23 protein-coding genes are annotated in these 20,469 nt (G+C 46.6%); 14 read left to right on the top strand and 9 right to left on the bottom strand.

Annotation, left to right across the window (positions count from 1 at the left end):
• Nucleotide 1: 1 nt before the first annotated feature.
• A complete protein-coding gene (locus R2S67_RS03010) occupies nt 2-1,096 on the bottom strand; it encodes a NapC/NirT family cytochrome c (protein ID WP_005391870.1) in 1,095 nt (364 codons plus the stop codon).
• Between the two features lie 270 nt (nt 1,097-1,366).
• Between R2S67_RS03010 and R2S67_RS03005 the strand changes: the two genes are divergently transcribed.
• From R2S67_RS03005 to R2S67_RS02985, 5 genes are all read left to right on the top strand, one after another.
• The gene (locus R2S67_RS03005) at nt 1,367-1,882 is read left to right on the top strand and encodes a GNAT family N-acetyltransferase (RefSeq protein WP_237284581.1); all 516 of its coding nucleotides are present in this window, start codon (nt 1,367-1,369) and stop codon (nt 1,880-1,882) included.
• A gap of 9 nt (nt 1,883-1,891) precedes the next feature.
• The gene (locus R2S67_RS03000; protein WP_317342103.1) at nt 1,892-2,623 is read left to right on the top strand and encodes a glucose 1-dehydrogenase; all 732 of its coding nucleotides are present in this window, start codon (nt 1,892-1,894) and stop codon (nt 2,621-2,623) included.
• Between the two features lies 1 nt (nt 2,624).
• Nucleotides 2,625-3,095: a GNAT family N-acetyltransferase gene (locus R2S67_RS02995; RefSeq protein WP_074190227.1), complete on the top strand. Its 471-nt coding sequence runs from the start codon at nt 2,625-2,627 to the stop codon at nt 3,093-3,095.
• A gap of 118 nt (nt 3,096-3,213) precedes the next feature.
• Nucleotides 3,214-3,681, top strand: a complete 468-nt coding sequence (locus R2S67_RS02990; RefSeq protein WP_170902858.1) for an HAD family hydrolase — start codon at nt 3,214-3,216, stop codon at nt 3,679-3,681.
• Between the two features lie 33 nt (nt 3,682-3,714).
• On the top strand, nt 3,715-4,227 hold the full coding sequence (locus tag R2S67_RS02985) for a GNAT family N-acetyltransferase (RefSeq protein WP_074190229.1): 513 nt from the start codon (nt 3,715-3,717) through the stop codon (nt 4,225-4,227).
• Here R2S67_RS02985 and R2S67_RS02980 read toward each other — a convergent pair.
• From R2S67_RS02980 to R2S67_RS02970, 3 genes are all read right to left on the bottom strand, one after another.
• Nucleotides 4,211-4,738, bottom strand: a complete 528-nt coding sequence (locus tag R2S67_RS02980) for a hypothetical protein (protein ID WP_005391876.1) — start codon at nt 4,736-4,738, stop codon at nt 4,211-4,213. The genes R2S67_RS02985 and R2S67_RS02980 overlap by 17 nt on opposite strands.
• A 238-nt stretch (nt 4,739-4,976) precedes the next feature.
• Nucleotides 4,977-5,261, bottom strand: coding sequence for a hypothetical protein (locus R2S67_RS02975; protein ID WP_047009765.1), 285 nt, complete (start codon nt 5,259-5,261; stop codon nt 4,977-4,979).
• Between the two features lie 67 nt (nt 5,262-5,328).
• A complete protein-coding gene (locus R2S67_RS02970) occupies nt 5,329-6,228 on the bottom strand; it encodes a DMT family transporter (RefSeq protein WP_145534133.1) in 900 nt (299 codons plus the stop codon).
• A 92-nt stretch (nt 6,229-6,320) separates the two neighbouring features.
• Here R2S67_RS02970 and R2S67_RS02965 point away from each other — a divergent pair, with 92 nt between their 5' ends.
• A complete protein-coding gene (locus R2S67_RS02965) occupies nt 6,321-7,757 on the top strand; it encodes a PLP-dependent aminotransferase family protein (protein WP_186437921.1) in 1,437 nt (478 codons plus the stop codon).
• A 96-nt stretch (nt 7,758-7,853) separates the two neighbouring features.
• Here R2S67_RS02965 and R2S67_RS02960 read toward each other — a convergent pair whose 3' ends face one another.
• The 3 genes from R2S67_RS02960 to R2S67_RS02950 all read right to left on the bottom strand — a co-directional run bounded on the left by R2S67_RS02960 (nt 7,854) and on the right by R2S67_RS02950 (nt 11,660).
• Nucleotides 7,854-8,990, bottom strand: a complete 1,137-nt coding sequence (locus tag R2S67_RS02960; protein WP_317342101.1) for a glycerate kinase — start codon at nt 8,988-8,990, stop codon at nt 7,854-7,856.
• A 16-nt stretch (nt 8,991-9,006) separates the two neighbouring features.
• Nucleotides 9,007-10,359 carry a GntP family permease gene (locus R2S67_RS02955; RefSeq protein ID WP_317342100.1) on the bottom strand — a complete coding sequence of 451 codons (1,353 nt, stop codon included), beginning with the start codon at nt 10,357-10,359 and terminating at the stop codon, nt 9,007-9,009.
• 158 nt (nt 10,360-10,517) lie between these two features.
• A complete protein-coding gene (locus R2S67_RS02950) occupies nt 10,518-11,660 on the bottom strand; it encodes a sugar diacid recognition domain-containing protein (RefSeq protein WP_301575685.1) in 1,143 nt (380 codons plus the stop codon).
• Between the two features lie 234 nt (nt 11,661-11,894).
• Between R2S67_RS02950 and R2S67_RS02945 the strand changes: the two genes are divergently transcribed.
• On the top strand, nt 11,895-12,068 hold the full coding sequence (locus R2S67_RS02945; RefSeq protein ID WP_005391896.1) for a hypothetical protein: 174 nt from the start codon (nt 11,895-11,897) through the stop codon (nt 12,066-12,068).
• A 69-nt stretch (nt 12,069-12,137) separates the two neighbouring features.
• Here R2S67_RS02945 and R2S67_RS02940 read toward each other — a convergent pair whose 3' ends face one another.
• Nucleotides 12,138-12,500 carry a hypothetical protein gene (locus R2S67_RS02940; RefSeq protein ID WP_047009761.1) on the bottom strand — a complete coding sequence of 121 codons (363 nt, stop codon included), beginning with the start codon at nt 12,498-12,500 and terminating at the stop codon, nt 12,138-12,140.
• Nucleotides 12,501-12,783: 283 nt separating this feature from the next.
• Here R2S67_RS02940 and R2S67_RS02935 point away from each other — a divergent pair, with 283 nt between their 5' ends.
• The 5 genes from R2S67_RS02935 (at nt 12,784) to R2S67_RS02915 (ending at nt 17,007) form a co-directional block, all read left to right on the top strand.
• A complete protein-coding gene (locus R2S67_RS02935) occupies nt 12,784-14,631 on the top strand; it encodes a M3 family metallopeptidase (RefSeq protein ID WP_005391914.1) in 1,848 nt (615 codons plus the stop codon).
• Nucleotides 14,632-14,696: 65 nt separating this feature from the next.
• Entirely contained in the window at nt 14,697-15,233 is a 537-nt protein-coding gene (locus tag R2S67_RS02930) for a DUF924 family protein (RefSeq protein ID WP_074190237.1), read from the top strand.
• Between the two features lie 25 nt (nt 15,234-15,258).
• Nucleotides 15,259-15,969, top strand: coding sequence for an HAD family hydrolase (locus tag R2S67_RS02925; protein WP_317342099.1), 711 nt, complete (start codon nt 15,259-15,261; stop codon nt 15,967-15,969).
• Between the two features lie 96 nt (nt 15,970-16,065).
• Nucleotides 16,066-16,383, top strand: a complete 318-nt coding sequence (locus R2S67_RS02920; RefSeq protein WP_005460842.1) for a DUF4144 domain-containing protein — start codon at nt 16,066-16,068, stop codon at nt 16,381-16,383.
• A gap of 138 nt (nt 16,384-16,521) precedes the next feature.
• Nucleotides 16,522-17,007 (top strand): VOC family protein, encoded by a 486-nt coding sequence (locus R2S67_RS02915; RefSeq protein WP_239958787.1) that lies wholly within the window; start codon nt 16,522-16,524, stop codon nt 17,005-17,007.
• A 72-nt stretch (nt 17,008-17,079) separates the two neighbouring features.
• Here R2S67_RS02915 and R2S67_RS02910 read toward each other — a convergent pair whose 3' ends face one another.
• Nucleotides 17,080-17,994 (bottom strand): LysR family transcriptional regulator, encoded by a 915-nt coding sequence (locus R2S67_RS02910; protein WP_029846112.1) that lies wholly within the window; start codon nt 17,992-17,994, stop codon nt 17,080-17,082.
• A 141-nt stretch (nt 17,995-18,135) separates the two neighbouring features.
• Between R2S67_RS02910 and R2S67_RS02905 the strand changes: the two genes are divergently transcribed.
• Entirely contained in the window at nt 18,136-19,443 is a 1,308-nt protein-coding gene (locus R2S67_RS02905) for a DUF1254 domain-containing protein (RefSeq protein ID WP_048625580.1), read from the top strand.
• Nucleotides 19,444-19,594: 151 nt separating this feature from the next.
• Nucleotides 19,595-20,437 (top strand): LysR family transcriptional regulator, encoded by an 843-nt coding sequence (locus R2S67_RS02900; protein WP_139060498.1) that lies wholly within the window; start codon nt 19,595-19,597, stop codon nt 20,435-20,437.
• Nucleotides 20,438-20,469: the final 32 nt, after the last annotated feature.

The raw sequence follows: 20,469 nt of genomic DNA, 5'->3' as shown, positions 1-20,469 counted from the left end.
GTTAGTGACCAACCACATCTTTCGCGTGGTGCTGGAAGAACTTAGTAAGAATTTCTAGGTTTTCGGCAGTGATGTCTGTTCGATCACCCATACTCTTCGCCACTGGTCCCCATGCGTTCACTGTGAAGTGATTTGAAGGAATTTTCGCGTGACAAGTTGCACAATAAACGTTGTCTAGCTCTTCTGCGTATGACCAAACTGGGTCAAGTGTATCCACAACAGGAGAATCGATCGTGCCTGTTAGTGACACTGCGCGCCATTCGTTGCCGTAAACGTCGGCCTTAAACTCACCGCCCTCAAGAGCTTGCTGACCTTGCTCGGTTAGCGTTGCTACGATGGCACGTTGACCTTCACCCATGTACAGCACTTGCTCTGCGCCTTTCATTTGGAATGCGTCCAACTTAACAGTACGCTCATCACCTTCAGAGCTGATTACTTCTAACTTCGTCGTTGGGTTAATTTTACCCATCTCACCCATTGCGATTTCAGTCACAGGGTAAACGACTTTGGCACCAGGTGATGTTTTTGTGGTGAAGCTCATCAACGTTTCAAATGCCTTGCTGTCTAGCTCAGCTTCTGGTGCAAAGTGAGCAACGCCTTTGTGACAATCGATACACGTTTGATCGTTCGCTTTTGCGTACTCGTGCATTTTCGCTGCATCGCGAGATTGCTCAAATTCTTCCATCGCGTCAAAGTCGTGGCAAGAACGGCACGTTGCAGAGTCGTTTTCACGGAACTGCTCCCACACCATCTCCGCAAGCTCTTTGCGGTGCGCTTCGTATTTTTCTGGCGTGTCGATCTTGCCAGTCACGAACTCATGGTAGATGTCTTTCGATGCACGAATCTTCGTGATCAGGTAGTCCATCGGTTCTTGTGGGATGTGGCAATCAGAACACTCGGCACGAATGCCTTTCGCATTACTGAAGTGCACTGAGCCTTGATACTCTTTGTAAGGGATTTCCATAGAGTGGCACGAGAGACAGAACTCAGTATCAGAGGTGTAATGCATTACCGCTGCAGTACCACCTAATGTTAACCAGCCCACACCAATGCCGGCAGCAACCAGCAGTGCAACATATCGTTTTTTTATTGACATAATTAGCAACACTTCCAAATAAAATGTAATTATAGATCGCAAAATACTACTTTATGGGTAGTTCTCTCTTGATCCACATCATTTCCGTGTTGCTCTATGTGTCTCAAGTATGAAATTTCGTTATTTTCATCCCACAAATGAATATTCAGTAAGAATTCATTCCCCAACTAGACATTCACCACACAAATCACTTTTGTAAGTGCAACCGTTTGATTAAAGAGATAAGAGGATGAGAAACTGGCTCTCTACATAAATGCTGTAAGGACACGCATGTCAGTTTATATTGAGACTCACCGAAGCCAATTAAGACCTATCGAAGCCAGCGATTGGGAACTATTTCAGCGATTACATTCCGAACCAGAGATCATTGAGCTCTGTTTTGATCGCCCGAGCGAAAAACAAATAAAAGAAAAATTTGCTTCGCGATTATTACCATGGACACCAGACAGTCAGCACTGGCTTTGCCTCATCATACTCGATAAGCAATCTGAACAACCGATTGGCGTCACTGGCCTTGCCATTGAAGAAGGTAACGCAGAGGTGGGTTACTTACTTTTGCCTGAATTTCATGGCCGACAGTTTGGAACAGAAACCCTTCAAGCGCTTCTAAATTGGGCGAGAGCAACACATGACATCGACCGCTTTTCCGCTACGGTCACTGAAGGGAATATTGCTTCAGAGCGTGTTCTCATGAAGTGCGGATTCGAGCTATCTGAAGTCATTCCTGACGCATACCAAATTGGCGACAAGCGTTACGCCGACAAAATCTACTCGCTACAAAAATAAGGATGTATTTTGAATAAAGTAGTCATCGTTACAGGCGCAAGCCGAGGCATTGGAGCCGCAACGGCGAAAAAACTGGCCGAGCAAGGCTATGCCGTGTGTGTTAATTACCGTGCGCAAAGTGAAGCAGCTCACCAAGTGGTCAGAGACATACAAGCAAATGGCGGAAAAGCGATCGCCGTTCAAGCCGATGTATCTGACGAGCAACAAGTGCTCAACCTTTTCGATGCAACAGAAAACGCACTAGGCTCAGTCACCCATTTGGTCAACAACGTTGGCATTCTATTTACTCAGTCACCGTTGGCGGAAATCAGCTTGGAACGCTTTCAGAAAGTAATGAACACTAATGTGAATAGCTGCTTTCTCTGTTGTAGAGAAGCGGCGAAGCGATTCAGTACTGGTGGCGCAATTGTGAATGTTTCTTCTGGGGCATCACGCTCAGGCGCGCCATTCGAATATGTCGATTACGCCACATCAAAAGGCGCAATGGATACCTTAACCAAAGGGCTATCGCTTGAATTGGCAGACCGAAATATTCGCGTCAATGGCGTTCGACCTGGTTTCATTTATACCGATATGCACGCCGATGGTGGAGAACCAAACCGAGTGGATAGGCTCAGCCCTCAAATTCCACTGAAACGGGGCGGTACGGTAGAAGAAGTGGCGAATGCGGTCGCTTGGCTACTCAGTGATGAAGCTTCTTATGTTACAGGCTCTTTTATCGATCTTTCAGGCGGTAAGTAAAATGGAAGTCAACATTCGACAAGCAACTCCTGACGATTTGGATGCAATTTTTGAATTAAACCTACAAATCAACGCACTGCATTTTGCCAACGCGCCTGAAGCTTTTGTAGCACCTTCGGAAGACGACCGAGCGTTCCTCACTCAGGCTCTCGAGAATGATGAACGCTTGTTTTTAGTCGCAGAACATGAAAAGGAGGTAGTCGGCTTTTTAACCGCGATGATCACTCAGAATGAAACCGTCAGCTTTCTGATCAAAGATCCAATTTGTCGAGTAGGAACGATTGTCGTCAATGAAGAACAAAAGCAGCAGGGCATCGGTCGCCAACTGCTTGAGGCTTGTGAGCAATGGGCTCGCGATGCCAATGCTACACAAGTTCGATTAGAAGTGATGGAATTCAATCAATCAGCACAGCGGTTTTACGACAAGCAAGGTTTTAAAACTAACTCACGCATTATGCTGAAACATTTGTAACGATAACGACAATTAAGCGCTTTTCACGACTAAAGCCACCTAAATCGCATTTATCGATGCAATTTATCCCCTGATTTTAGAAAAGACGATATGATGTGCGGATAAAGGAGATTCGAACATGATTTATCTTTTCGATTGGGGGAACACCTTAATGGTGGATTTCCCTCACGCACAAGGAAAAATGTGCGATTGGGAACACGTAGAAACGATTCCTCTGGCCAAAAAAACACTGGCAACACTTTCCCAAAATCATGCTATTTACATCGCGACCAGTGCGTCTGATTCCAACATGGAAGAGGTTCAGCGTGCGTTCGTCCGCGTCGACTTAGACCAGTACTTAAATGGCTACTTTTGTTTTGCCAATCTCGGCATCGCTAAAAACCAACCTGAGTTTTATCTTGCTATCGCAAAACAGCTAGGGGTTAACGTGAGTGAGTTAACTATGGTTGGCGACTTGCCCTATAAAGACATTTACCCTGCAATGCAAGCTGGCGTAAATACGATTTGGTTTAATCCAACAGGAGCCAATGCGCCAGCCGATCCCATTCCGAATCAAATTCGCTGTTTATCTGAACTCGTACCTTAACCATCACTAACCTGCACTAATCAAGGAAGATGAATGCAAATCAGACCCATCCAGGTAAGCGATATCGAGCGCTTTACCGAACTGTGGAACCGAGTCTATGCCGAAGGTAAATACCTGCGCAGTCCGGCTCCAGATAAAGACACCCTGACCAATATTTTACGTCGCGTAGAACTTGAATCGATTCCTCAATTTGTTGCTTTGGACCATCACGTTCTGATTGGTAGTGTAGAGATTTTTCCTGCCGAACTGTGCGGTTATGAAGGCGGTCAACTCACTAGCACAGGCATTTTAGGTATTCATATCGATAGAACATTCAGAGGAAAAGGGCTAGGTAAGCAGCTATTGTCTGTCGCACTTAAAAGTGCCTGGGAATATGGTTATGACACCATTGTACTTAATGTTTATAAGGACAACCTTGCCGCGATAGCGTTGTACGAACGATTTGGATTTGAGCACCATGGTGAACTAGGAGAAGTCACTCTCCCCAATGGCGAAGTGTTGATGAGTCAGAAGATGATGTTAAGCGCGCCTAACAACCCTCAGTAACGTGCCCTCGGACGATAGACTCTGTGGATGCTTGATTTACATAATAGAAATAGCATGCCTCTTCTGCCAAGGTATACCCTTGCGGCCAAATGTACACCACCCGATCAAGACCTGACTGGTCGACAAATTGATAATCGGGAATAGACACAAAGTGGGTACTATTTGGGTGTTGCTGACCAATAATACAAAAGTCACTGCCTTTGCAGGGAACATCAATTTTGGACACGCCACTCTGCGGCAAATCGATTTCTAATAACGCGCCAATGCTATTGGCGCTCGCTTCTGGCATACCACTTAAGGTTTTTACGTTCCTATCAATATAGTGGACTTGGTTTTGCTCGGCAGCATTGTCTATCACCACTCGGGCGTTAAAAAATTTAAGCGCGGTACCCAATGACGAATTGGAACTGTGTAACATCGACGCATAGGCTTGGCGATGAATGTGGAGTAGTGTTGGCAACGCAGCCAAAGCGATGAAAGCCAAAGTGGCGAGCACTATGGTGATTTCCATCAGAGTAAATCCCTTTAATCTCACTTTTTTATCTCAGCAGAATGAATGGTCGTTTGCCTCACATCCATGTGAGACCTTGCCAATATATCGCTGATTTAAAACGTTTAAAGCCCTAGTAGATGACAAACAAGAGTCATGGGCCAAAGTTGAGACCGCTCGCCAAGTTACTATGCAAACGCACACATTTATGTGTCAATTTTAGGACTTTATTTATCAATCACTTATTTACTGAAGTAGATTACCCGAGTAGTGGAACGTTATTACGAACAAGTCCGCGACGTACGTTAGTGCACATCTTCCCGAAACGACGGATCTCATCAAACTGCGGAATCACACCCCGCTCCATTGCCGACTCCCAATAAGTAACCTCTGAATCGACCATTTCTAATAATTTCTTTGGACAACCGATGCACTGCCCTTCCGGCCCACACACAAAGGTTTCCGGTTCGTAAATCGGTAGTTCAGCTTTTACTTGCTCGATGATATTACGCATCGCGGTCATTCGATCTGGCTTTAACGTCATCACTCTGCTCCACGGATTAAGATGAAGCAGAATTGTACTCACTGGCACGTTAATGTCCCTACCCAATTTAGGTATATTCTGTTTGAACCGATTTTTTTATCGTCAGATCTGGCTTTTTAACCACTAGATAGACCGCCGTGGCCGCCAATGCAAAGCCAGAAATGCCCATCCAATCAAACGACTCACCAAACGCGAGCCAAGCTTGAATCGCGGTTGTTGGCGGCACTAGGTAAAACACAGACGCCACACTCGAAGACGCGCCATTTCTCACCATGTACAGCAGCAGCAGGATAGCCACACAAGAGAGCACGACGACCAACCACAACACGGTCAAAATAAACTCCAGTTTCCACTGAACTTGCATGGTTTCAAACTGCATCGCAACAGGCAGAAACATGATGAGTGCGGCCAAATATTGCACCGTCGCACCACCAACCATATCCACCTGTTGGCAATGTTTCTTCTGATACAGCGTCCCTAACGTTATACCAACCAAAGACAGTAAACAGACTCCGATGGCTAAGAACTTATGTTGCTCAGACTGCCACTCCATGTTTCCCATCAGCACCATAGCGATGCCGACAAAGCCTAGAGCCAAACCCAGCCATTGCGAGGGTTTAAATTCCTCACGAACAAACACCACCAGCAAAGCCGCGGTTAAAATCGGCTGAATGCCCACCAACAACGAACTCAGCCCGGCAGGCATACCCAAATCAATAGCGAAATAAGTGCCGCCTAAATAGAAGCCATGGATCAACACACCCACCACACAGCTGTGCCAGAAATCGCTTCCTGTTGGCAACCTTCTACGCAACATCGCCACAAGAACCAAAAACAGTAAGACATTGAATGCCATACGGATAGAAAGTAGTGTCGCTGGCTCGGCATACTGCAAACCAAAACGCGCACCAACAAATCCAGAAGCCCAAAGGATGACAAATACAAAAGGGATGGCTCGGATTAACATGATCGCCTCACTCACGCTTGTTTTATGTTTTGAGATACTGTTAATGTAATTAGGTACAGTGTTTTCAAAAAGTGACAGATGGAAGTGTTTTTATGGGTACAGATTTATTGGAAAGCGGTGAAGGGAATAAGTACCTCGTGGTGGAAAAGCACCTTAAACAAGCCATCAATGGTGGCGTTTACCAAGTGGATGATCGACTGCCCTCCATTCGCTCATTGAGCCAAGAATTAAGCGTCAGTAAAAACACCGTGATTCGTGCGTATCAAGAGCTGGAAGCGCAAAACTTGGTGTACTCGGTTCCCAAGTCGGGTTATCGAGTAAAAATCGCCTTGCCGACCTCTCGCTCAATTCCGGATCCGACTCGCGTGGATTTGCTCTCGATCTGCAAAGAAATCCTCACGTACCCTGAATACCAAGAGCGTTTGCCCGCAGGCTCTGCCCACCCAAACATTGACTCCCCCGCGATCAAAAGCTTGTACGCCGAGATTGGCCGCCACAGCCGCCAGCAAACGCATGTACCGAGCCATTACCAATTGCCACCCGGTGATCACCTCTTAATCAAACAACTGGCGAAAATCACACAAGATTTGGGCACGCCAACCAAGTTGGATGAGATCATGGTGACGCACGGCGCGCAGCAAGCAATTAGCCTAGCGCTGCGCGCAACGACACAAAAAGGCGATATCGTCGCGGTGGAGTCCCCTTGCTATTTTGGTAATTTATTGATGCTCGAATCACTCGGCCTCAAAGTGGTGGAAATTCCGAGTTGCCCACGAGACGGTATGTGCCCCGAAGCCTTAGCAAAAGCAATGGCGACATGGGACATAAAAGCGATCATCGTAACGCCAAACTTCACCAACCCAACTGGTGCCATGATGCCGCTAGAAAAGCGCCAGCAATTGCTATTGGCGTCTGGCAATATTCCTATTATCGAAGACGATGTGTTTGGCGGGTTAAGTTATAACAAGCCTTTGCCAAGCTTGAGGTTGCTCGATGACAAGCAACGCGTAATTTACGTGAATTCGTTATCCAAAACGCTCGATTCGCGTTTGAGAATTGGTTGGATGTTGGCGGGGCGATATCGAGATCAAATTGAGCAATATCTACTGTGTGAGAACATGGGCAGTTTGAATCTGATGCAATCTGCCGTGGCAACGTTTCTAACGTCAGGCAAGTATCGAACGCATACTGCGCGAATGGGTCGGGTTTATCAAAACAACATGCGCCGATTTATCCAGATGCTTCATCAATACTTAGATGAATACGAATCTCTAAAAAATCGATACCAGATCAACGCCGTGCAAGGTTCGTTCTTGCTTTGGTTGCGCCTGCCCAAAGAAACGGACAGCTATGCGTTGTATCAAGCGTGTAATCAACACAGAATCAGCCTACTTCCCGGTACCGTATTTGGCACTCAAGGACAATATCGACATTGCGTGCGCCTCAGCGTAGCAAACTTTGGTAGTGAAACCGATTGGATTCACGCGATGCAAACACTGGCAAAGTTGATAGCAAAGCATGTTCGTTAACTCGCTCTTGCTAAATGAACTTATGCCCGCATACGTAGACTGGTAACAACAAAAAACTCCACGCAAAGGTGGAGTTTTCTCGTATCGTTATCGCCCTCAGTGCGACTTAATTTGCCACATTCTCGCGACGTTTTCGGCTAAATTGGCAACGTTGACGTCGGCCTCTTTCATGGCCTCAGATAAGCTCATTGCCCTTGGTACACAAGCAAACACCGCATCAATACCGCATTCATAGACCGCCTGATAGTTGTCGCCCACACAACCAGCCAATGCAACGACTGGTAAATCAAACTGCTTGGCCACCTGAGCAACTCCCATCGGCGTTTTGCCATGTGCGGTTTGATGATCGATTCGACCCTCGCCTGTGAATACAATATCCGCATCCGCAACATGCTGAGCAAGCTTGACCGTTTCAAGCACAATCTCAATTCCCGGTTGCAAACGTGCTGGCGTGTATCCGAGCAAGGCCGCTCCCATGCCACCAGCAGCGCCCGCCCCTTCACGAGTCAGTACATGCTTACCCGTCGCTTGTTCCGTCAACTCGCCAAACTTGCGCAATGCGTTATCGAGCAGTGTGACGTCTAACACCGTCGCTCCCTTTTGCGGGCCAAAGATAGCCGATGCGCCTTTGTCGCCACAGAGTGGGTTATCAACATCGCATGCTACCAACACTTCACAAGTTGCTAAACGTGGGTCAAGACCAGAAATATCGATGGAGGCAAGCGCCGCTAACCCGCCTCCATTTGGGGTAATTGCATGACCAGATTTATCAAGAAACGTTACCCCCAACGCGGTCAACATGCCCACGCCACCATCATTGGTAGCGCTGCCACCCAAACCAATGATTAAGCGTTGAATGCCGCGGTCTAGCGCGTGTTTGATCAGCTGTCCAGTACCAATGCTACTGGTCAGTTTTGGGTCGCGAGCGTCACTCGGTACAAGGTGTAGCCCACTGGCCTCCGCCATTTCAATAACCGCGGTTTCGCCATCACCGAGGATGCCATAAAACGCTTCAACATCATTCCCTAATGGTGCGGTCACCGTTGTGAAGACTTGTTCGCCTTGAGTTGCATCTATCAAAGATTGAACCGTGCCTTCGCCACCGTCTGCGACCGGAACCGTAACAAACTCGGCATCATGCCATACGCGAGCAAGACCCGTTTTGATCGCCTCGCTCACTTGTTTGGCGGTTAAGCTTTCTTTAAATGAATCAGGTGCAATTACCACTTTCATACGTATTTCCAGAGACTTATAAGAGAACGAGACTCAAAATGTACACCAATGCCATTGCCGTGACACCTTGAACGAGCGTAGCCATGGTTTGCGCGCGGTACGCTAAGCCCACTGACATGCGGCTAAACTGCGAAACTACCCAGAAGAAGCTGTCGTTTGCATGAGAAACCGTCATCGCACCTGCACCGATCGCCATCACCGTTAATACGCGGCCCATTTCTGAATCTAGACCCAATTGCGTAAGCATAGGCGCAACCAAAGCCGATGTGGTCACCAATGCAACCGTTGACGAACCTTGCGCCGATTTTAGCGCAGCCGCAACGATAAATGGCATGAAAATACCCACGCCCAGCGCCGATAACGTCGTACCCAAGTATTCACCTAGCGGCGTTGCTTTTAATACCGCGCCAAATGCACCACCCGCACCGGTAATCAAAAGAATAGGCGCAGCAGCCGTAATACCTTGGCTGATTCGCTCGCCAAATTCTTCAATCTTGTTGTCTGATTTTAGTAGGCGAACAGAAAGGAACAGGCCAATCACCAACGCCGTTAGTGGCTGTCCTAAGAAAGTCAGAACATCAAACACAAAACCTTCGCCTAGCGGTAAGCTTGGGAATTTCGCGATAGAGCCAAAACAGATCAATAAGATTGGAACAAAAATAGGAGCGAATGCTTGGCTCGCCGTTGGCAGTTGGCCGTAAGACGCTTTGAGTGCTTGCCAGTCATGCTGAATTTCCTCTGCGGCTTCAATGCCATCTGGTTCTACATGCTGGAATCGGTTCGCCCACAACATACCCGCCAGTGCCGCAACCGCTGCAACAAACACACCCACACCAATCACTAAACCAAGGTTAGATTCCAGGCCTAAGTTACCCGCAGCGGCAATCGGGCCAGGAGTTGGCGGCACAAACGTATGTGTTGCGTATAGGCCAGTTGCCAACGCCACACTCATTGCAACGCTTGAGGTTTTTAAACGCTTCGCGAGTGATTCTTTGAGCGAGTTCAGAATGACAAAGCCTGAATCACAAAATACCGGAACAGAAACGATGTAACCGATGATGCTCATGGTCAATGTTGGGAAACGCTCACCCAGCACTTTGATGACCGTATCAGCCATGGTGATCGCCGCACCACTTTTTTCCAAAATAACACCGATGATGGTACCTAAAACGATAACCAAGCCAATGTAACCAAGGATGCCGCCAAAGCCAGAAGCAATGGTTTTGGCAATGCTATCTGCCGGTAAGCCGTAAGCAAATGCCGCAAGGAACGCTGCGATGATCAGCGCTAAAAAGGGATGTAATTTGAATTTGGTGGTCGTGAGCACAATAAATGCGATCACCCCAAGCAGGATTAATATAAGGATCATGATAACTCCATTTATTCTTATTTTGCTGAGCGAGTCCGTGTTGGCTCACTCAACATGTAGGGACGCATGAATTATTAATCGTTTGCTTTCGAATTCCTTTAGGCGGAGTGACAAATGATGTGGTCAAAAAATGACGCGTATTGTGCAGATGCACAATATCACGCCATTTTTGAGAGCCGAGTCGCAATATAAAGCTCCGCTAACCCCACAAAATTGGAGGTTGGTAGCCCTGTTATCTCAGTGATTTTTTCTAACCGATAACGCAGAGTGTTCCGGTGAATAAACAGCATTTTAGAGCATTCTGTTACATTGCCATTGCATTCAAACAACGCATCTAGGGTTTTCAGTAATTGCCCAGATTTGTCTTTCTCTTTCAACCGTTTCACGCCATCAATAATTTGTTCACCTTGCCAAATATCCGCCAACGGCGCTAACAGCACAGGCAAACGAAGTTCATCGAACAGGTACTTACGTTTCTCTGGGTAGAACTGCTTGCCAATGGCTAATACCTGCTTTGCGCTTTGGTATGACAACGCGACATCTTTAGGCTCATTAAACAGCTGCCCTAGCGCAATGTGAAACGTATGTGAATCGTGATCGCTTAAACGCGACATCAACTTATCAATGCGTTCACTTTCGATTTGGCTATCCCACTGCTTGGCGGAATGACACGGTTTCAGCACTACAATTTCATTCACTGAGACAATCGCAACTAGGTTGTTACGCTCTGGGTATTCAAGCAACTCAACAATATTGCGCACACTCTTCATGCTTTTAGAGGCGGACGGTGTCGAGACTTCAATCACCGTTGCCACCCGTGGTTGAGTAACATCGATAGAAAGACGCATCGCCCAATCTTTCAGCTCTTCATCGGTCAATTTGCCATTGATCCAAGCCAGAATAAACTCTTCACGATGACGTCTGTCCCACTGAAATTTTTCCACCAGCGCAGCTTGCTCGATTGTTAGTTCAGCAGTCATTTTAACCAGTTTTGCAAAATCTCGGATTTTCTCCGGCTCGCCTGTGACGCCAACAATACCGACCACGTCGCCATGTAATTTCAACAACATATTGATACCGGGTTTGACACCCTGCAACGTCAAACATTGCTGCTCATTAAGCTCTAGCGAATCGCCATGATTCAGCGCCAGTACCGCGCCATCATGCACTTGCCCAACACGTTTAGGGTCGCCACTGCCAATGATGATGCCTGCCGAGTTCATCACATTCACATTGTGACCAATGATGGACATGGTTCGATCAACAATTTGTTGTGCTAAAGCGTGGTCGAGAATCACCATTTCGAGTTTCCAGATTGACAATTTAATCGTTCAATAAATCACAAATAACCAACTGTCGCGATGATGCAGTTAAAAATAACTGAAGCAGCTCAAAGCATTACTCAATTAACCACACGATAAAAATGGATTAAACCCTCATTTTGAGCTGAGAGTTATATACTTAGAACAAAGGTCACCGATGCATTCGTCACTGTGCATCGATACCGCTCGTCTACCTACAGAGGAGGAAACAACATGGAATTACGTAATAAATCGGGTGAAGTCGCAAAAATTGCAGATAATCTCACATTAAAGGAAATCACAGAAATGGGCTACACCGTAGATTTATGCGATGAAGCATTTGACCCCGGTGAGCATTGGAAAGCGGAAGGTAAAACGCAAGGTATGGGCGAGTACCCAGAGGAGTAAGCGTCCTGACGGGCCAGCGCACAAAGCGCTCCATAAACAGAAAAACCGAGCGACTTAACGCTCGGTTTTTTACTTTTGAACTTCTTGAATAAACAAGCCCATCTCTTCAAGATAATTGCCGTTTGAGCATCCCCAATCGGTGACTTCAATCAGCTCGGTAACTAACTGTCCAGATTCATCATTTTGTACTCGCTGCACAAACGCTTCAAAGCGTTCTAACTGCGCCTGAGTTTTAATGCCATGCACAGCATATTCTACAAGCAAGCCGTTGTATGTCTGCCAGCGCTGTTCACCTGAAACATCACTGCTTAAAATTACGGAGCACTTTTGTTGAATGTTCTCGACCGCATCATTTCTTGGCGGCGTGACTGAAGAGCATCCAACCAAAATCGTACCTAGCGCCAATAGCGTAACTTTTGTCTTATTTATCATATCGTTTCCATATGTATTGCCGCGATATAGAAATATTATTACACATGACAAAGATCATCGAGAGCGCCTCGCAGATTAATTAACTGATGAACTGTAAAACCCGTGCCAGCCTTAACACTGCGCACTCCGAACGCGTAACAACTCTTGCTAACTCATTAAAATGTATACAAATAGTAAAATCACGTTTACGCAGTACACTACCAGCAAATTAATTTGTCCCTCCTTTATTATCAACAAGCGTGCAATAATTAGGAGTCTACTCCCAACCATTTGAAGGATCAAAATGACCGCAACGGATTATCTCAACGACCTCAATCAACGTTACCTCGCGATTCACCGCACCAAAGAAGATTTCTTTTGGGAAACTTACATGGGGATCAGCGATGACCATGATGGCTCGACGCAAGCACAAACCGCATGGACAAGCTTTTTGAGCAACGCCGAGCAAATTACTGCCATCAAACAACAGCTTGAAGCCGCGGATTCAATTACCGACCCACAAGAGAAACAGCAAACCATTACGGGTCTTTCTGGTTGGCTGGCGATGTTTGAATCTCACGCAATCGAGGGCGAAAAGGCACAAGCGTTGAAAAATCAGCTCATTGCCTTTGAAGCTGAGCTGTTCGAGAAAAAACAGAACCACGTACAAACGTTTACCGATGAAAACGGCGAGCAAGTGGAAGGTTCACTGCCAGTATTGAGCTCAACCATTCGCACCAACAATCATGAAGAAGTTCGCCAATCGGCTCACCAAGCGTTGCTGAACCTTGAACAATGGCTACTGCAAAACGGCTTTATAGAACTGATCAAACTGCGCAACCAGTTCGCTCGCTCACTGGGTTATGCGACCTTCTTTGATTACTCCGTGCAAAAAACGGAAAAGATGAGCTCTGAGCAGCTATTTGAGATTTTGGAAGATTTCGAACAACGCACGCGAGATGCACACCTAAACAGCTTAGAAAACTTGGCGAAAGAGAAAGGCGCAAGCGCGCTAACAGGCTTCAACTTTGTTTACTCGTTCGCGGGTGACGTCATGCGTGACCTTGACCCATACGTGCCGTTCTCAAAATCTCTGAGACGCTGGGTAGAATCGTTTGGTCGTCTGAATATTGATTACTCTGGCGCGACGCTAACGCTTGATTTGTTAGACCGCAAAGGTAAGTACCCGAACGGGTTCTGCCACGGCCCGATCCCTTCTTTCTACAATCAAGGCGAATGGGTCGCAGCACAGGTGAACTTCACCAGCAATGCCAAACCAGACCAAGTGGGCAGCGGCTACGATGGCATTAACACGCTGTTCCACGAAGGTGGCCACGCAGCACACTTTGCGAACGTAAAAATGAACGCGCCTTGTTTTTCACAGGAGTTTGCGCCAACGTCGATGGCTTATGCAGAAACTCAGTCGATGTTCTGTGACAGCCTGTTAACCGATGCCGATTGGCTAAAACAATACGCACTGGATGATGAAGGGAATCCGGTTCCTGATGAGATCATTCAAGCGATGATCAACAGTCGTCAGCCATTCAAAGCTTATGAAGAACGTAGCATCTTGGTTGTGCCGTACTTTGAACGCGCGTTATATCAACTTAGCGATGACGAGTTAACGCCAGAGCGCATCACTAAGCTGGCTCGCGATTGTGAAAAACAGATCCTTGGTTTGGAATGCAGCCCTCGCCCACTGATGGCGATTCCACATTTGCTATCCGATGAAGCAGCTTGTGCGTATCAAGGTTATCTACTCGCGCACATGGCGGTGTATCAGACCCGCGCATACTTCCTTGAGAAGTTTGGCTATCTGACGGATAACCCAGAAATTGGCCCACTGCTGGCAAAACACTACTGGCACGCAGGCAATCATTTGTCGCACAACGAAACCATTTTCAGCCTGACTGGCGAGGGGTTCAATGCTAAGTACTTGGCAGATGTATGTAATCTATCGCCAGAGCAAGCGTGGGAAGTACAGCAGAAGAAAATCGACTCACTTGCAACGCGAGAACGAGCACCAGTTGCTTCACTGAACGCGACGATTAAAGTCGTCGACGGCAGTAAAGAACTGGCAAGCAACGTCATCTCTGACGAACAAATGTGTGACGATTTTGAACGTTACATCGTAGAGACTTACGGTCGATAACACGCCAAGAGCCAGAAGCCACGCTTCTGGCTTTTTACTATTAAGGCACAACAAAAGGAAGCGCCATGCATCAACAAATCATCAAGTTCTGGTTCGAAGAGCTAACGCCTCAAAACTGGTTTGAAAACGACCCAGAACTGGACAAACATATTACATCGCGATTTACCTCTGTATTAGAGCAAGCCGCTCGCTGTGAGCTTTTTAGCTGGCGAGACAGCGTACAAGGGCGATTGGCCGAAATCATCGTCCTCGACCAGTTTTCACGTAATGCGTATCGCAACACCCCAAAAGCGTTTGCGCAAGACCCGCTCGCATTAGCATTGGCTCAAGAAGCAATTCGGTTAGGACACGACCAAGAATTAGTGCCTGAGCAGCTAAGCTTTTTGTACATGCCTTTTATGCACAGCGAATCTCGCCTCATTCATGTCGAAGCAGAGAAATTGTTTCGCGCATCAGGGCTTGAAAGTAACTACGATTTTGAGCTAAAACACAAAGCCATCATCGACCAATTTGGACGTTACCCACATCGCAACGCCATCTTGGGAAGAGAAAGCACACCTGAAGAGTTAGCATTTTTGCAGCAACCCGGTTCCAGCTTTTAACCATCAATAACAACGAGAACGTTGAATGAAATTAGACGCCATATTGTGGGATTACGATGGGACACTCGTAAACTCTGTACCGAAAAACATCGACATCACCAAAGCGATCTTAGCCATCGTTGCCCCGCATTTAACTGGCGATAATTTACCGAAATATCTCCATTCAGAAGCCAACTATCACTACGCAAACCACGCGGCGAAAAACTGGCAAGAGCTCTACGTGGATTACTACGGCATGTCCCATGATGAAATGCTAAAAGCTGGTGGTTTATGGGCAGAGCATCAAGAGAAAAACCAAACACCAGTAACCCTGTTTGAAGGCATTAATGGCGTTATTAAAGAGTTTGCGCAGCTGCCTCACGGCATTTGCTCTCAAAACTCACAAAGCAATATTCGTCGAGTGCTGTCCGACAACGGCATCAGTGCGCCGTTTAAATCCATCGTCGGGTATGATGACGTCTCGAACGGACACCAAAAGCCCGATGCGTACAGTGGTATCAAATGCGTTGAGTCGATTTTTGGTCACGCAGAAAATCGACAGCTGATGTACATCGGTGACCATGAAGCCGACACGCAATTCGCACGCAACATCGAACAGCAGTTGGGTGACCAAAGTAAAGTGATTGCCGTTGCAGCAGCGTACAGCGGCGCGATGCCAGAGCATTGGAGCGTGCAACCAGATTACGTGGCAAGAACGGTTGACGAGCTGTTTTCGATTATTGCTCAACACACGTAATTTTTGACTGCGGTTTAAGGCCAACACCTTGAATGCCAGCGCTCACCTTGCCCTTTCAGACATTGGAACAATTTTAGCCACTACACCGGAGGCCCCATGGTTACATGGCCATGTTTATTGAAACTCGATGGCGACGATGAACTTATCTATTTGCGTTCTCATGCCGATCTTGATTCCGAATGCGAAGCGCTCATTTGGGGGCCAGATGATTACGTAATTGACTCAAATGGCAACACGTTCGGGTTACAATACAACGATTCGAACACCACCGTTTTACAACCGGAAGAACGCACTCTGTCCGTCGAGGAAGTTACGTCACTCATCCAGTCGCATGAGTTTAGTCTCGCACAAAGATGCATCATCAAAATTCACTTCACCTCGGTACAGCAAGCTGTTGAGGCATTAGCCAATTAGCTCGAACCCCGCTCATGATGATTACAAAAAATTATTATTTTTATAATTTATGATAATTTCATGTAATTAAAACCGCGCCATATACTCTCCCACATCGAAACAAAACAACGTTTAAGCACACATGTTGGGAGCAAACAAATGAAAATGAATCATGTCGGTATTATGGTCGGAGATATGGATAAAGCGGTTGAGTTTTACACACAAGCGCTTGGTCTAAAAGTCGTTATGGGTAACACGAAAGTGATTGAAGAACGCGAAACCGCAATTGGCAGAATGTGTATTGCGGTCTTTGGTGAGGGCTTTAAAGGCTTCAACATTGCGCATCTAGTGACAAGCGATGGCATCGGACTTGAGTTATTTGAAATGAAAGAGCGTCAAGCGCGCCATGAAGTGGATTTTTCTCGCATCGGTATCTTCCATTTCTGTTTGCAGACGGACGACTTTGAAGGTGCAATCAAGCGCACTGAAGGGTTGGGTGGCAAAGTTCGTATGGACATCATGCGTTACCACCCAGAAGACGATAACAAGCCTGCGAAAATGGTTTATCTAGAAGACCCATTCGGCAACCTGTTCGAGCTTTACTCGCACACTTATGAAGAAACTTACGCTTCTGAATACGAGTAATTACATCATGCAACACAACCGGGATCAGTGCGTTACTGAACCCGGTTGTTCAAACCGTTTCACCAACCATTGTTACGACTCAATGCCTAACGACTTCATCAACGATTCAACGGTATTGTTAACCCACAATATCAACGGATCATTACGGCGCTTTACGCTGTAAACGTAACCGAAGTTACCCTCTAATTTCGGCAGCGCGTCATCAAATTCGATAAAAGAAAAACGCTTATCTAACTGATTGATCAAGTGACGCGAACAAGGAAACAGCACATCGCTATCCGCAACCAAATTCAAAATGGTGTTGATGTGCGTGGTACGCAGTTGAATTCTTGGGACAACTGAAAAAGGCTGTAATAAGCGCGAGATGTGATCTTCTTTTTCATTCCAATGTTGGATGATGTGAACCGCGTACGCGTACTCTGAAATGTCATCCAAATACATGCGTTTGCCACCATGCGGATGCGTCGCGCGACAGGCCAGAGCAAAGTCGTCCCGCCCGCCTTTTTTCTGAACCAGATGCTTCGGCAATTCCATAGGGAAATAGTTGATGCCAAAAGCGATTTCACCCGCATCGATTTTGTCTGGCGTGGTTTCCGTCCAGTCTTCGATCACCAAGTTCATAAACGGCGCTTCTTTGGCTAGCAGCTGAGTAAACGCGGCAGAAAACCATTGCGCAATGGACGAGTTGATCGCAACACGCAGAACACAGCTTTCGATCGCGGGATCAAAACTATGAGAAACATTCACTAGCTTGTCGATGTCGTTGATGATCCCAGAAAGCTGCGCTTTGATCTCTTCGGCTTTCGGCGTGAGCTCCATATTGGTGCCCTTACGCACTAAAATGTCGTCGTTAAACAAATCCCGAATTTTACGCAAGCTTCGACTCACAGCAGGCTGGCTGGTGCACAAACGCTCCGCAGCCGTTGTGGTGTTGCGTGTTTCAAGAATCACCGCAAGCACCTTGAGCAAATTGTAATCAAAGTTCATCAACGTTATCTCTTTAGCTTTTCTCAAAGCATATCACTTTTGATATAGACTAAATACTCACAATTCATTTCTGTAATAAACGGGTTAACGACTAAGCTTAGCTGGAAACATATCCTCACAAACAAATGGATGAAACCAGCCATGAAACAAAAATTACTCGTTACTCTATTGGGATTATCAGCGCTAGGAGCCAGCTCTGTATTTGCGGCTAACACCAATGTTGATCTTGCAGAAGATGCTTATATCTACGGCTACTCTATCGATGAAGCGTACAAGTTTTTCTATCACACGGCGGTAGAAAACAACTATCCACTGAACCGCTTTCAGAATATTCGTGCTCTAGCTGATGACTCTTACACCGCTCACCCAACCATTAATAACGATACGCTTCACCTTATGGGCTGGTTAGATGTTGCTGCAGAACCTGTCATTGTGAGCGTGCCTGATATGGATGAAGGCCGTTACTGGATCTTGCACACAATGGACATGGGCCACTACACCAACGCAGCGTTCAGTTCTCGTACTCGCGGCACAAAAGGCGGCCAGTTCATGTTTGCAGCACAAGATTGGCAAGGTGAAGTGCCAGCGTCTGTCGACGAAGTGGTTCGCGTAGACAGCAATCTTGTGAAGCTGATGGGTCGCATCATGGCAGTGAATGACGAAGACGCAAAAGTCGCGCTTAACTACATGGACCAATGGAACATTCGTACCCTATCGGAATATTTAGGTAAGAACGGGCCACAACCAGTACAAAGAACGTATCCAGATCCAAAAAATTCAACATGGCTTGAACGCGTGAACTTCGTGCTATGTGATGGCTCGATGGGCAATGCAGACAAACAGTGGTTGGACAAATACCAATCTATCGGCGTTGAACCATGCAAAACTGACTTCACACCTGAGCAGCTAAAACTGGCAAAAGTTGGTGAGAAGAAAGGCATGGAACACCTCGTCGAACTTGCACCTAAAATGACAGATGCTCGTACGTTGCTTGGTACACGCGATACCTTGGGTGATGCGCCACGCGATATTTTTGCAGAAGGTACTTACCTTGGTCAGTGGGGTTTACCACCTATCGAAGCGTCTTACCGTAAATCAGATTTCGACAGCACTGGTCAAAAACTGGATGGTTCGAAGCATGATTACGTGATGCGCTTTAAAGCGCCGAACGTCAGCGAATTCTGGTCTGTTACTATTTACGGCAACGACAACCGTTTGATGGCGAAAAACGACCTAAACCGTCACAGCCGTGGCGACCGAACCATGAAAGCAGACAAAGACGGTTACTACACCATTTACATGAGTGCGAACGAGAAAGGCCGAGCAGACGATCCAAACTTCTTGCCAGTACCTGAAAAACCGTTCTACGCCATCATGCGTTTCTACGGCGCAGACGATGCAATCCAAAGTGGTGAGTATCAAATGCCTGAAATCAAAGTAGTTAAATAATTCGTTTTAACGAACCACTACTCTGTCGCCTCCTTAGCTCGTAAGTGCGTTAAGGAGGCTTATTTCAAGGTGGGTGCCTAGGGCGAACATCTAGCCCAAAAATCAAAGAGACGCCCACTGAATCTAGTGATTATTTTTATTTAGGTATCGTATGGATTTTAATCTAATCCAAACCTTTTTAATTGTTGCTGAATATCAATCTTACTCTCGCGCCGCAGAGCACCTAGGGCTAACTCAGCCAGCGATTAGCGCATCCATGAAGCGTTTGGAAAAAGAAACCAACAAATCGTTATTTGTGAAGGATGGGCGACAAATCAAACTCACTTCTGTAGCGCATCAGTTGCTACCTAAATTTCATCAGGCGTTTGCGATGATCAATGATGCCATTTCCGATCAAAGCACTTTCCGCCTGAGCTGTAACGAAGCGCTGCTCCACCGCATTACACCAACCAACACGATCAGCATTTGCGCCGATACGGATTTACCTTCGTTATTGAACGATCTACGACTTAAACAGATCGATTTGATTATTAGCCCAACGACCATTCATGACCCATCATTTATCAGTGAGTCAATTTTTGAAGAGCCAATGGTGGTGATTTGTCGTCAAGATCACCCACGTATCGCAGGAAAAATCGAACAAGAACAGTTTTATTCTGAAAAGCACTGTCGGTTTGTCGGAGACGAAGACTTCCCAGTTAGCAACACCGAAATTCACCAGCCAGGGCTGCAAGAGCGTGATGTGGAAATGATGACAACATCGCTCTCTGGCATGATGCTTTATGTGGCGAAACACGATTGCTTAGGCGTGCTTCCCCTGTCTTTGGCGCAGAAATGGCAATCGGCTTTGAATCTGCAAGTCATTCAAACTCCAATGTTTTCCGAGCCAGTCAGCTATAAGCTGATTTTCCATAAACGAGATGAATCCAGCACTTCCCATCAATGTTTGCGAGCTTGGGCGCGTGACCAATTTGCTACAGGCCTAAACGCCTGACTCGGTCGCACATCAAGGCGTTTCGCCAAAAA

It is taken from the genome of Vibrio sp. T13N (assembly GCF_032970445.1).
Taxonomy (GTDB): Bacteria; Pseudomonadota; Gammaproteobacteria; order Enterobacterales; family Vibrionaceae; genus Vibrio; species Vibrio diabolicus.
Note: the sequence above shows the minus strand (reverse complement) of the source record. Positions and strands in the feature narration are given on the sequence as shown.